General features: G+C 57.0%; 15 protein-coding genes and 1 pseudogene. 13 read left to right on the top strand and 3 right to left on the bottom strand.

Annotated elements, in window-relative coordinates; genetic code table 11:
* Positions 1-37 precede the first annotated feature (37 nt).
* Positions 38-682 (top strand): hypothetical protein, encoded by a 645-nt coding sequence (locus ACF8EA_RS09740; RefSeq protein ID WP_392521809.1) that lies wholly within the window; start codon positions 38-40, stop codon positions 680-682.
* A gap of 51 nt (positions 683-733) precedes the next feature.
* Here ACF8EA_RS09740 and ACF8EA_RS09735 read toward each other — a convergent pair whose 3' ends face one another.
* The gene (locus ACF8EA_RS09735) at positions 734-1303 is read right to left on the bottom strand and encodes a GNAT family N-acetyltransferase (protein WP_392521807.1); all 570 of its coding nucleotides are present in this window, start codon (positions 1301-1303) and stop codon (positions 734-736) included.
* A gap of 209 nt (positions 1304-1512) precedes the next feature.
* Positions 1513-1938, bottom strand: a complete 426-nt coding sequence (locus tag ACF8EA_RS09730) for a potassium channel family protein (protein WP_392521805.1) — start codon at positions 1936-1938, stop codon at positions 1513-1515.
* Between the two features lie 178 nt (positions 1939-2116).
* Here ACF8EA_RS09730 and ACF8EA_RS09725 point away from each other — a divergent pair, with 178 nt between their 5' ends.
* The 6 genes and pseudogenes from ACF8EA_RS09725 to ACF8EA_RS09700 all read left to right on the top strand — a co-directional run bounded on the left by ACF8EA_RS09725 (position 2117) and on the right by ACF8EA_RS09700 (position 7938).
* On the top strand, positions 2117-2371 hold the full coding sequence (locus ACF8EA_RS09725) for a hypothetical protein (protein WP_028697431.1): 255 nt from the start codon (positions 2117-2119) through the stop codon (positions 2369-2371).
* 5 nt (positions 2372-2376) lie between these two features.
* The gene (locus ACF8EA_RS09720; protein WP_392521803.1) at positions 2377-4659 is read left to right on the top strand and encodes a heavy metal translocating P-type ATPase; all 2283 of its coding nucleotides are present in this window, start codon (positions 2377-2379) and stop codon (positions 4657-4659) included.
* A gap of 180 nt (positions 4660-4839) precedes the next feature.
* Complete coding sequence (locus ACF8EA_RS09715; RefSeq protein ID WP_392521802.1) at positions 4840-5730, top strand: universal stress protein; 891 nt, start codon at positions 4840-4842, stop codon at positions 5728-5730.
* Positions 5731-5865: 135 nt separating this feature from the next.
* A pseudogene (locus ACF8EA_RS09710) lies at positions 5866-6194 on the top strand (YeeE/YedE family protein); the annotation flags it as partial.
* Between the two features lie 1126 nt (positions 6195-7320).
* Positions 7321-7551: a hypothetical protein gene (locus ACF8EA_RS09705; protein WP_392521801.1), complete on the top strand. Its 231-nt coding sequence runs from the start codon at positions 7321-7323 to the stop codon at positions 7549-7551.
* A gap of 132 nt (positions 7552-7683) precedes the next feature.
* Positions 7684-7938 (top strand): hypothetical protein, encoded by a 255-nt coding sequence (locus tag ACF8EA_RS09700; RefSeq protein ID WP_392521799.1) that lies wholly within the window; start codon positions 7684-7686, stop codon positions 7936-7938.
* A 387-nt stretch (positions 7939-8325) separates the two neighbouring features.
* Here the strand turns inward: ACF8EA_RS09700 and ACF8EA_RS09695 are convergent, their stop codons facing one another.
* The gene (locus ACF8EA_RS09695) at positions 8326-8730 is read right to left on the bottom strand and encodes a helix-turn-helix domain-containing protein (protein ID WP_392521797.1); all 405 of its coding nucleotides are present in this window, start codon (positions 8728-8730) and stop codon (positions 8326-8328) included.
* Between the two features lie 130 nt (positions 8731-8860).
* On the opposite strand from ACF8EA_RS09695, the gene ACF8EA_RS09690 reads away from it, so the two are divergent.
* From ACF8EA_RS09690 to ACF8EA_RS09665, 6 genes are all read left to right on the top strand, one after another.
* Entirely contained in the window at positions 8861-9991 is a 1131-nt protein-coding gene (locus ACF8EA_RS09690; RefSeq protein ID WP_392521795.1) for a phage/plasmid replication protein, read from the top strand.
* On the top strand, positions 9988-10218 hold the full coding sequence (locus ACF8EA_RS09685; protein WP_392521793.1) for a hypothetical protein: 231 nt from the start codon (positions 9988-9990) through the stop codon (positions 10216-10218). The genes ACF8EA_RS09690 and ACF8EA_RS09685 overlap by 4 nt, the downstream gene beginning before the upstream one ends.
* A gap of 173 nt (positions 10219-10391) precedes the next feature.
* The gene (locus tag ACF8EA_RS09680) at positions 10392-10673 is read left to right on the top strand and encodes a propanediol utilization protein (RefSeq protein WP_392521791.1); all 282 of its coding nucleotides are present in this window, start codon (positions 10392-10394) and stop codon (positions 10671-10673) included.
* 2 nt (positions 10674-10675) lie between these two features.
* Entirely contained in the window at positions 10676-10912 is a 237-nt protein-coding gene (locus tag ACF8EA_RS09675) for a hypothetical protein (RefSeq protein WP_392521789.1), read from the top strand.
* Between the two features lie 50 nt (positions 10913-10962).
* Entirely contained in the window at positions 10963-11190 is a 228-nt protein-coding gene (locus ACF8EA_RS09670) for a hypothetical protein (RefSeq protein WP_392521787.1), read from the top strand.
* 154 nt (positions 11191-11344) lie between these two features.
* Positions 11345-12610, top strand: coding sequence for a hypothetical protein (locus ACF8EA_RS09665; protein ID WP_392521785.1), 1266 nt, complete (start codon positions 11345-11347; stop codon positions 12608-12610).
* Positions 12611-12617 lie beyond the last annotated feature (7 nt).

Genomic DNA, 12617 nt, shown 5'->3' with positions numbered 1-12617 from the left:
TTTTCATACAGAGCCTGGGTAGGCGCAGGAGGTATTCATGAACACACAGGCAAGGGCAAAACTCAGAGCCTGGATGCATCGTCCAAAGGGCAGCCTGGGTTGGATCGTGGCGATTCTGGTCTTGCTACTCGCCGCATCGGCCTACCGCGGGCTAAGCCCGACCTCGCGCCTGCCCATGCACGATCCGGCCGTGATACTGGCCTTGCTGGCCCTGAGTGTGGCACTAGGCTGGGCGGTGCAACGGGGCGTGAAGCGCACTGTCGGCAGGGCCATTTTCAACGGCCAGGAGACAGGCTGGCAGGCCAGGCTGGCGTTCCTTCGCTCAGTGGCCCGGGAGTCGAACATCCTGCTGGTGGTGCTGTTGTGCCTGGGGCTGCTGGGCACAGGCGCCTTGTGGTTGGCAGGACGCTCAGTGACGCAGATCGTGGCGAACTGCGAAGCCAACCTGCAGGCTCAAGTGGACGTACCCGAAGATGAAAAACTCTCCGCACTTGTCGGCAAACCGGTGTGCACGTGTCTGGCACAGACCTTCATGAAGCGCAACGGGGTGCTACGCATGGCTTTGTTCGAAACGCCCATGCAGGAGGTGAGCGGCTTGAAGGTACTCACACCCGATGATGAGCAGCGCTGCCTCAAACAGTTCGACCTGTTGCCCGAGGAGCCTCAGGCAACCATGCCTTGAATCAGATGCTGGCCGCCGCGTCAGGACAAGTCATGCCGTGGCGGCTTTGGTTCAGCTCAGTATAAGCCGGTGGATTACCTGGCTCGGATCATCAGGGTCGGTGGTCGTGGTAAATCCTGCTGCCTTGGCCATGTCACGCATTGCCTGATTGGCGGCGGAATCGATCGAATACATCTGCCGAAAGCCTTTTGCCCGTGCATGATCAGTCAGGTGCTTGAGCAGCAAGCGGCCGAGGCCATGATGTTGCCAGCTGTCGAGGACCGTGACCGCACATTCGCATTCATCCTTGTCGTCACAGGCAGCGTAACGGGAAATGCCCACTTCTTGCAGTTCGCCGTCGACATGCGCGAGGGCGACGAAGGCCGCTTGTCGGTCCTGATCGACCGCCATCAACTGGTCGAGCATGGCTTCACCGGGCTCCTTGATCTGGCACAAAAAGCGAAAGTGCCGTGATTCAGGTGACAACCGTTCGATGAAGGCTCTTTCGCGCTGCCTGTCCTTGGCTTGCAACGGCCTGATCAGTACATGGGTGCCATTGTCCAAAGCATCGATCCAATGCTCGCCGGCGGGCACCGGAAATGAGGTGGGGGCAGGTTGAGGGGAGGGGTTGACTGGAGCCATGGCGGTATCCTCACACGTCTGGAATGAACAGTGGAGATACAGTTTCGTTGCATGGCCTTGCACCGACTTGATAGTTGTCAATTGCTCGGCTGACAACTGGATTTTGCTGTCAATTTGAGGGAGAAGCGGATGTTGCCGGTTCGCACAGCCCAATTGGCCGATGGTAAACAGGCAGCCGGCTTGTGGTCACCACCGCACCCGGTACTCCACTATTTGGCTTTCCAGTACTTCTGCATTTCCAGGAAGAGGAACGAAGCGGTCCAGGTGATCAACACCAGGCCGGTCAATGCCTGCAGGCCAGTAAGGTACTTGAGGTGCCCGCTTGGGGTGATGTCGCCGAAACCAATGGTGGTATAGGTGGTGAAGGAAAAGTACACGCAGTCCAGGAAACTCCCGTCGAAATCGCCGCTGAGCGTGCCCCAGCCGTCGGCATGGGCCATCAGGTAATACACCAGGGCAAAGCACCAGACCTCAAGCGCATGGGCCAGTAGTGCGCCGAACACGCCCGCTACGATGCGAAACCGGCTCCAGAGTTTGAGCCGTGGTAGCCAGTCATTCAGGCGCAGCAGGCATTCGTAGTGAATGATCACCACCAGGATCACGACCAGCATGTTGATCAGCGTGACAGTGAGCATCGCAGGTACTCCTGCCCTGATTGGCGGTTCATTTCAAGTTGTCGACCAACGCATGGATGGTAGCTCATTGGCCTGCCGCAGCAACGGCAGGAACTCAGCACACGATTGACAAATGTCAGGCTGCTGCAGGCGGCGTTACCGATACTCAGGGTGACTTGGCACGCACGAGGGTATGGACATGCAACGCTATCTGCTTTTGGGGTTGACGAGCCTGTTACTGGCGACGGGGTCAGGCTGCAGCCCTTGGCACACCGAGGAATACGATGCGCGCCTGGCGTCAGCAGAGGACAATGCTGCCACTGCGCGGTTGCGTGCCGATCAGGTGTGCTACCGCATCGATCTGGTAGAGCAGACTGCCAACGAGGCACTGCGCAGGGCGACCCTGGCTCAGGACCAGGTTCAACAACTGCTGCAGCAGTCCAGACGCAAGTAGCCGCCATGGCACAGCGTTGGTTGAACTCCAGCCTGTTGTTGGTGTGTGTGCTGGCTTTGCTGACTGGCGGCTTGGCCTACCTGGCGCAACAGCCCGCTTGGGCGGCGCTGGCCTGGGCGACTGGCGGCGCCTTCATGGCACTGGTACTGGTGGTGGAAATGGCCAGACGCCTGGCCAGGGGGGAGGCGGGCATTGATCTGATAGCCCTGCTGTCAATAGGCGCAGCCTTGATCCTCGAGCAGATGCTGGTCGCCGCGCTGGTTGCGTTCATGCTGGCCACCGGCCGTGCGTTGGAAGCCTTCAGCTTGCGCCACGCCGAGCGCGAATTGCGCGCGCTGATCCAGCGTGCGCCCCAGCGTGCCTGGGTCCAGGAACACGATGGGCTGCGCGAGGTTGCGGTGGATCAGGTTCAGCCTGGGCAGACCCTGCTGGTGCGTCTGGGGGACATCGTGCCGGTCGACGGACAGTTGAAAAGTGACCAGGCCATCCTGGACGAGGCCGCGCTGACCGGCGAATCGTTACCTGTAACGCGCCATGCTGGCGAACACGTAGCCAGCGGGGTGTGCAACGCCGGCGCGCCGATTTGGCTGCTGGCCACGCACACGGCGGCACAAAGCACTTATGCGGGCATCGTGCGCCTGGCCGAGGCGGCACGCCAGTCACGGGCACCTTTCGTGCGCCTGGCCGACCGCTACGCGCTGGCGCTCATTCCGCTGACGATGCTGGTCGCTGCGCTCGCCTGGTGGATCAGCGGCGACATTCAGCGGGTACTGGCCGTTCTGGTTGTCGCCACGCCATGCCCGCTGATTCTGGCGGTGCCGATTGCCATCTTGTCGGGTATCTCGCGTGCGGCACGGCGGAACATTCTGGTGCGCGATGGTGCAGTGCTGGAAGCGCTCGCCGGGGTTCGCCAGGTGTTTCTCGACAAGACCGGCACCCTGACCAGTGGCCATGCCCGACTGCAATCGATCGAGGTCAAGGGGGAGGGGGTACCGCTGCAGATTCTGCAGCGGGCCGCATCGTTGGCCCAGGCATCCACCCATCCAATTGCACAGGCCATCGTTGAGGCTGCCCGTTCGCGAGGCTTGCCGCTATCAACGCCGGAAAACGTACAGGAAAGCCCGGGCCAGGGGCTTGCCGGGCAAGTTCAGGGCAAAGCCGTGCGCGTGGGCGCGCTGGCTTATGTACAGGATGGCAAGGACGAGGGGGCGTGGGCACGGACGCGCTTGCAGCAATTGGACTATCTGGCCAGCAGCGGTAGTTTCGTGGCGGTGGACGGTGAATTGAAAGCGCTGTTGCGGCTGGCCGACGATGTGCGCCGGGAAACGCCCCAGACCCTGCGCCGGCTCCGTGCGCGTGGCATCGAGAAGATCGTGATGCTTACGGGCGATCGCCCACAAACGGCCGAAATGATCGCGCTGACGGCAGGCATCGACGAGCTGCATTCAGGCCTCTCGCCTGCGGACAAGATCCGGCTGGTGCAGCAGGGCTGCCGCGAAGGTCAGACCTTGATGGTTGGTGATGGCATCAATGATGCGCCTGCGCTGGCTGCTGCCGATGTCGGGGTTGCCATGGGTGCTGCCGGCGTCACCGCCTCGGCGCAGGCAGCCGGCGTAGTCTTGCTGGTTGACCGCCTGGACCGTTTGATCGAGGCGCTGGACATCGCCCGGCATGCGGTGCACATCGCCCGTCAGGGCGTATGGGTGGGCATGACCCTGTCGTTGCTGGCCATGCTGGCCGCTGCTGCAGGTTACTTGCCAGCGGTGATGGGAGCGCTACTGCAGGAAGGCATCGACTTGCTGGTGATCGTCAATGCGTTACGCGCCCTTGGCCCTTTGGCCGGGGACGGGCGAAACGGGCTTGGGGTAGCGAACCTGGAGCGCATGAGCGACGAACATCGGCAACTGCAGGGGCTTCTGACCGAACTGAGCCAGATGGCCGGGGATTTTTCCAGTCGTCCCACCGTGCAGGCCCGGACCGACCTGAGTCACCTCGTCGCCGCCCTGCATGAGCTACTGGAGCGTCACGAGCGGGATGATGAACAACGCTTGTATCCATTGTTGAGCCGCTACATGGCTGGTGATGACCCCCTTTCGGCAATGAGCCACTGCCACCGCGAAATTTTCCGTCAGATCCAGTTGCTGTCACGCATGAGCAAAGATTTTGTCCAGGCAGCGGCCAGCCCAAGCGCTGACGAGATCCAGCACCAGCTCATCCGTCTGGACACACTTGCGCAATTGCACTTCGACCAGGAAGAAGCGTTGTATCGCTATCTGGACAAGCGTTGAGTCAGTGCCTGGCGAAACAGCTCGGCGCGCTTGACGCCGCCCATGGCAATAGAGCAACGCTCAGCACCACCAGGTGCAAGGTGGCGTCTGGGGGCCTTGATATTTATCAAGAACGAACCTGAACCTGCTTCGATAATGACAATCGCATGCAACCCAACAGCCGCGCCGGGGAGGTGCCCAATGAAGCCGTATCGCCGGATTCTGCTAATCATGACCGAGGCCCGAGCCAATGCCGCGCTGTCCCGGGCCATGGCATTGTCTGCGGCGTCGGGGGCAAGTTTGCAAGTACTGGGCATCCACGAATCGGGCGAAATGCGCCTGCGTCATGAATTGCAGGAGGACCCGCTACCTTCGGTGTCGTTCGTGCACTTCAGCACCGAACTCAAAGCGCTGCTGGATGAGCAGCAATTCGTTGGGGCTCGGCCAGGTTTCGAGGCCGTAGAAACCTCCAATCCGCGCGATCAACTGCCAGCCTGCATTGCCCGCTACGCACCTGATCTGGTAATCAAGGACTGCCCGGGCCACTCCCTGCTCGACCAGATAGCCCGGACCTCGCTAGACCAAGTGCTGCTGCATGGGAGCGAAACGCCGTTGTTGTTCGTACCGGCGGATGCCCCAGCCATCCCCCAGAACATTCTGGTCGCAGTGGATGTCGCCAACCCGTCGCCACACAACGACGCCCTCAACCATGCCCTGGTCGCGGCAGGTCAGCAACTGGCGACTCATTGCAAGGGCCAGTTGCACCTGCTCTCGGCTTACGACCTGCCCATCGCCATGCTGGCCAACCCTGACCTTGCCGGCCCCTGGGCGAACCAGTTACGCGAGTCACTGCAGTTGCCTTTCGATGCGTTGGCCGATGCACATGGCGTTGCCCATACGCACCGGCATTTCAGCGAAGGCGCGCCCCTGCGCGTGATCAAGTCCTACATCGCCATGCTGAAGATCGATGTGGTGGTGGTCGGCGTTGTGCAGGCCAGGCATTGGGCCAAGGTGATCGGCGATACCACCGAGCGGCTTGTAAGCCATGCACCGTGCAGTATCCTGACGATCAAGCCTGCGCCGGTCAGCTGACTTTATTGTCTCGCTTCTATCGTTTCCGCAGCAGGCTTGAACGTGGGCACCGCGTGCAGGGACGTGCCATGAGGTCGCTCTCTAGCGTTAAGATGGAATCTGTTTTTGTCTCTAATTCGACAATGGAACGCTGAGATGTTTGTTGATATGGCTGCCTTCACGCCGTGGTCGGCATTGGCAGGCGGGGCACTGATCGGTTTGGCCGCTGGGCTGTTCGCCGTTGCGAACGGGCGCATCGCGGGCATCAGCGGTTTGCTCGGCTCTCTGCTGCAAAGTGGCGGGGAGGGCGGGGTGAAAAAGTGTGCTTCTTGTTGGGACTCATTGCCGCGCCACTTTCATGGCAACTGCTCTCGGCAATGCCTCCGGTTCACTTCAGTATGGCGCCTTGGCTGCTTATAGTCGTGGGAGTTCTGGTAGGTCTCGGTACTCGCTATGGCGGTGGCTGCACCAGTGGCCATGGCGTTCGCTGGTGTTGCTCGCCGGGGGGACTGGCAAGCCTGGCTGTTCGTGATCGCGATGCTCGTCGGTATGGGGTTGTTCAATGTCGCGGAAAACTTTCGTAGTCGTCAGGGCAGGGTTTGACGATACACGAATTAGTCTTGATCGAACTCATTACCAGGCACTTACTGAGCGCAACTCTACTAAATGAATATTTAGTAGAGTTATTCCTTAAATTCATATTATAAGGGCAGGGTACCAGAGCTTATCCCGCTATGCTATGCGGCCGTAGGCTGTTGCTAACAGCAACAGCTCAAGCAAAGGTCCACTTATGATGGATGACGTCCGACTGCCCAGTACTTGGGTTATAGAGGAAGCCCGGACATTTCTGCAGGCAGCTCAAGTGCTTGAGGTGAGAGCGAGAAGTTCCCGAGATACAACGCGTTACTGGCCAGCTGTGAGGAATCCGGCGCTCGCTTGAGAGCTGTTTCTCAAGTCGCGTCTGGTTAAGGCTGACCCGCGTTCGCCAGATCTGAATATGATTCTGATGGGCATCTGCGACTGCGCCTGAAGCCAAGTGGTAATGGACACTGCTTATCTGATCTGTAAAACGCAATTCCTAACGACCTGGCCAGCCAGTATCGTGCGATTTCACAGAGCCTGGCACCAGGCTTTGAGTTGGATAGATGAATAAGTACTGCGTCGAATCTGTTCGCTGGCACGCGGCCTCCGTACGAAGCCGATTCAGTTCTAGGTGTAGACTTGGACGTGTTGAACCTCGCGCCGCAACTGGACCAGGTACTGGGGCAAATGACGCAACGGGCGACCGTAATTTCGGTGTCCGCGAAAATCGTAGTGCGATCTGGGATCTGAAGTTCCACCGTGGATTTTTTCACCGTGAAACGATCGAGCACATCTGCCGGAAGCGACTTACTTCGGAGCTGATGCGTGTTGCTGGTAGCAACACCTGGAGCCAGCTGAACTGGTGATTTTTTCGCGTCCGCGAAATTCGCACTGCGAACTGGCTTCCAATCTGGCCAACCCACGGCCCGTCACCTTCATACGCAGGTGCTCATAATGCAGGGCCTTATGTTGAGCGGCCTCCGGAAAATGCCTACAGGCCTCCGGGGGCCGGTTAATATAAGGTCCATTATGAGAATCCCACTCACGCTCTCTGAACGCGCTGTGCGCGACGCCAAGGCCTACATGGCCAACTCCGACCCTGAACACGCGGTCGAATCCCTGATCGATTCCTACGGCAACCTCGTTGGCGACCTGCGCAAGCTGCGTGCCCGGGTTCGCCAGTTGGACGACGAGTCCGCCGAACTGGACGTTCTTATCAGCAAGCTGCGAGAGGTGGCCCGGCTGATCGACGACTTATAACTGGTACCATTAAAGTGAACCAGGTCGCGCCGGCACTGGCTATTTTGGTACCAAAAAGTTGTCGTTGTCGGTGGATTTTGGTACCATTATCACAACCTAGTGCATTACCCAGGAACAAGGAAAGGTACCAAAATGCTAGTTAAAATCCCCGACATGGATGACGATGTAATCGCCGAATTGAAGCGTACCACCGGCACGAGAACTGGCTCTCGGGCTGTCTATCTTGCTTCCTTGGGGTATCTCGAATATCACAAGATTTGCGCCGAGCAGGACAAGGAAATCGCAGATCTTCGGCAAAAGCTTGCCGCTGCTGCTCAAGTGATCGAAGGCGCACGATCTGCCGCAGCGCTGCTGCTGGAGAAGACCGGGCAGACTGAACTGCTCTAGTCTGGTACCGAAACCGTCCTCGATGCCGCGGTCCTGGAAGAGATTCCGGTACCGCGTTTTTGCTTTTGGCCAACGCTCCCGTCGCGGTCTTGAATGGTCAAGGGCCGCGACCCCTGCTTATCGTGACAGCGCTTCACCGTCGCGATAAACGGAGTCCCGGAGCGCAGCGCCCTTTTACCACACCTTGCCCCTTTATCCTCTGAGGTGGGTGGCTGGGAGGCGCTTTTCCTCCCGGCCTCCCGCCGATGCATCAAAGGGATGCCCGCCGGAGGCGCTCTTGATCTTGATCTGTGGTCGCCCTGACTCGGACTTGAGAGGGCCGCCGAAGGCGGACCGAAGGGTGGGGGTGCTGTTACACCCCCACTTTACCGCGGTTTCCCGCGATCTTCAGTCCAGGGCTCCAATCCTTTTGCTGCCGATGTTGCGCTCACCCTTCATGTACTCTTCCATTTCCATGCCCTGAAGGATCGAGCTGATTACATTGAGGGCTATAGGTTTATGCGTATCGTTCAGGCTTCCGAAGCGGCGGAGCAGACCCAGCATCTGCACCTCCAGCCCTCGCTCTTCATCGCTGAGCAAGATCTCATCTGTGGTGCATTGGAAAAATTTAGCTATTGCTACAACCTTGTCACTTGGCGGCACATTTTTGCCCTTTTCCCAGCTAGCAATGGTGTTTTCTGCCACACCTACCGCCTCAGCAACGGTTTTTTGCGAGTATTTGTTAACTTCCCGCCTAAACCTGATGTTCTCTCCGATGCTCATCGCTGCTTCAACCAAGTGTTCATGATCCATAGACTCTAACTCCTGTTTATTCATACAGCACATAGATTTATTGGGTCTGACTGCGACTTATCGCTTGTCAAAAGGCTAACACATAGCGTAGCTTTACCCCCGCAATGTGTTGGCTTGACAAGGATTTCTGATGTTCATCGATTGGCTCACAATTTCGCAGGAGCACGACCATGATCTGCCGATTGTGTGCGACGTTGTGACGTTGACGATCGACTCGAACACCAATGAGGTCCTCAGCACAAAGCAGCCGCGTTTCAAACACGAGGCCAGCTACTCAACCTCCGTCACAATCCACGTGCAGGGCCGCAAGATCCGCGTAGACGGCAACCCGAGCAGAGTAGGGCGGCTCGACAATCTTTTCGGCTTCACCACCATTGAACAGTGCGTGGCCGTCTACAACGAACTTCTCCGTGAATATGGGCTTCCTAGCTTCACTCGCTGTACCCGGCTCGATATTCGCCAGGGCGCTTCAGGCGCTAAGTCTGGCGACCGCATTGCCGACGGCGCAAAAATCGAACGTATTGACCTCACAACTAACGTTGCGTTGGGCGAAGGGAACGTTTTGGCTTATTTGCGCGGTGTATCTAGTCAGCGCATTGGTCATTCCATTGGATTCTTGTACCCCAATGGTCGAACTGTTGCTTGGACTCCGAAGGGAAACGGTCAAGGTGGCCGTTTGCAGTATCGAAAGGCTTATGACAAAGCCTTTGAAATGGATCAAAACTCCCTGCCAAAAATCAAACGTATTTTTGGCGAGGATTCGGCTGAATACAAATACGTACAGCGCGTTAGAAATTACTGCGTCAGTGAAGGCGTAGTGCGTATGGAGCAGGAGCTAAAAAGCGAATTCCTGCAACGCGAAGCCCTGTGCTACTGGGGTTTGTTCGACGAAAGGCGCTTGGCCGAACTCCACTGTGAGTTTCTTAAAATTGATGAAAAGCTGAAGGTGACTGCGATGGATATCGTTAGCATTAGCGAGCAACTGTTGGCCAACAATGTTGTAGATACAACTCGCGCCGCAAATACAACCGCCCTTTATGCCATTCAATGGATGCATGGCCAGTCTTTTGATTTTAAGAAGCGACAAGTTCAGGATCATGCAGCCCGCCTTAATCGTATTGGTATAAACATCCGTAATGCCTGTGACACTAGCCGATTCGCGCCCGTACTTGTTCGTCAATGCCGCGAAGTAACTAAGTCTACTTTGGCTGTTCCTTCTTGGTATCAGCGCCCGAATCATTTGAGGCAGGTTGCAGCATGAAAACCGTCAGTTTTCAGGGTGCACAGCTCACCACTGGCCAGCGTGAACGGCTTGAGCAGCAGCGCCGCATTCAAAGCATGCTGAATCCTGTGCTCGCTGAGCAAGTTGCTCAGACCATCGCAGTACTCGAGGTTCGAAAAGAGCAGGGAGCACAACCTGAAAAGCAGTGGATTACTGTCAGCGATACTCGCGGCACTGTATCGATTGCAGAGTGGATGGGTCATTAATGGGCGGCTATGAATTTATCCTTTGGATGTCTTTTTTATCTGCCTTTGCCTTTCCATTTGTATATTTCTGGTATCGCTACATCCGTGCAATTTTCAGATGATACCAGCCGCCCATTAGGGCATAACCGAACTGGTCATTAGTCGCCAGTTGCCAAAATCAGAAGAGGGCACTTATGTCTAACACTATTATTGTTGAAGTAACTGGTCAGTACCGTACTGGCACTGCTGCCAAAAGTGGAAAGCCGTATTGCATGTACACTGCTTTTGTTCATATGCCGAATATTCCTTATCCGCAAATGGCTGACTTTTACGCCGAGCTTCCTAATCAGGTGCCTCAGCCTGGAACTTACGAGTGTGATGTTATTGCTAGCGTCCGCGACTCTCGACTGAGCTTTGAGGTTGATCCTCGCCAAGGGCGCCGAGTCAACACCGCCCAAGCACCTAAGGCAAGTTAACTATGGCGGTTTGCACGAGCGTTGATGCAAACGGCTTTGTAATTGCTACTCAAGAAACACCTTGTATCTCATTTTTATTGTTAACGCCTTCTGAGTTTTCTGCTGTTCAAGCTGCAGCTGCACCATTTGACTACGCTCAGGCATTCGCTTTTTGGTCGTTTGCCTTTGGTACAACTCTGCTTTTCTGGCTGACAGCTCGTGGTGTTGGAACAATCTTGAACCTCATACGTCGTCGTTGAGGAAAGCCGTGCCGGCCGGATGCCGGTCTTATCTTGCTAGGGTAACTACTATGAAAGTTAAAAACGCGTTCTCTACTGCTATTGTCACTGCCGCTATTGTCGGTGTGACTGCGTCGCAGACTGCATCCGCAGCGATTGATCTGACTGAAATTACCGGTGCCTTCACAGCTGCTGATGTGGTTGCGGGTATTCTCGCAATCGGTGCTGTTTTGGCCACTATTTATGCTACTTCGAAAGCAGCGAGTATGGTGCTTGGTATGATTCGCGGTCGTTCGTAACGGTCGATTAAAGGGCGTTGCCTATGCGCGCCCTTTTTTTTCGCCTATAGGAATCTAAAGTAGTGACAACTAATGACGCCTGGTACTTGCTCATGTTCGTCTTCGGCTTGCTATGTGCCTGGGCGGTAATTACTGGCTACGCGGATAACGACCTATGAAAAAGTTATTTTTCTTCTTCTTTGCCAAGAAAGCGCTGCTGTTCGCACTGATGTTTCTCCCGGTTTTTGCGTCTGCGGCCGGTGCTCCGGCCTTCTCGCCTAAATTCGGTACGGCTGTCGGTGGCGTGATCGAGCAGAAAGCCGCAAAGCGTGGATTCGCCGCGAATGACCCTCGTTTCAATGCGACGATTGCTGCCGTTGGATCGGTAGCGACTACCGTTGCGCTAGCTGCTGTCGGTGCCGCCGGAGCGCCGCTTTGGTTGACGCTTACGGTCGGCGCTGGTGTTGCTTTTGTTGTCAGCTTGACCAGTGATGCCATCTACAACTGGATTTTCAACGATGACGGTACGATCAGTACCGAGGGCGGAGCGGCCGTCATTGATCCAGGGCTTGCGCCCGGTCAGTGTTACACGTGGGTTGGTGAGGATATTTGCGTTGGCAGTGCCGAGGCTGTTTGCGGCATGTTGAAAGGCTCAGGTGGTTCAACGACGCTCGTTTGGGGCACTGGTTACATGAGAGGCCCAGGCTGCGTTGACCCTAACCCGGTGTGTGGCTCCACTTCCGAATCCAACTGCTGGCTCGGTTACCCATCCAAAAAACAAGGCACCCCAACTGCTGTGCCGGGTGAAGGCGCTTTGTCTCACGTTTCTTGGGACACCGCAGCCGCGGCTATTCCTGCCGATGTCGCCAGTTCGCCGGTAAACCCGCAAATTGTCGCCGATGCTGCGAACAAGCTTTGGCAGGACGCCGCTTCCCAGCCCAACTATCAGGGTTTGCCCTACTCTTACGCTGATCCGATCACGAAGGCCGATGTTCAGGAGTGGCAGCAGGCTAACCCGGGCTCATATCCCTCTGTCGGTGATGCTGTTGGGCCAGCGATCAATCCCGGTACCGGAACGGTGCCGATTACCACACCTGGGCAAGTGACCAATCCAACGCCGGGGATTCCCACGGCACCGGACGGAACGCCGAAGCTGGATCTCGGCATCGATCCGGGCATTGGTTCACCCAACCTTGAGGCGACTCCGACCGGTGCGCAGATCCTCGCGCCGATTACCGGCCTGATGCCTGACCTCAAAAACTTTCAGGTTCCATCGCACCAGGGCGAATGCCCGAAGCCGGAATTCGATATTGCCGTGCTGCAGACCCGCGTCCGCATGGATGCCCAATGCACCCTGTTCGAGGAAGTGCGCGGCCCGCTCTACAACGGCAGTCTGGTCGCTTGGCTTATTGCGGCTCTCTTTATCGTCCTGTCGGCTTGAGGTGGTC

It is taken from the genome of Pseudomonas sp. YQ_5 (genome assembly GCF_043103305.1).
GTDB classification, from domain to species: Bacteria; Pseudomonadota; Gammaproteobacteria; order Pseudomonadales; family Pseudomonadaceae; genus Aquipseudomonas; species Aquipseudomonas putida_Y.
Note: the sequence above shows the minus strand (reverse complement) of the source record. Positions and strands in the feature narration are given on the sequence as shown.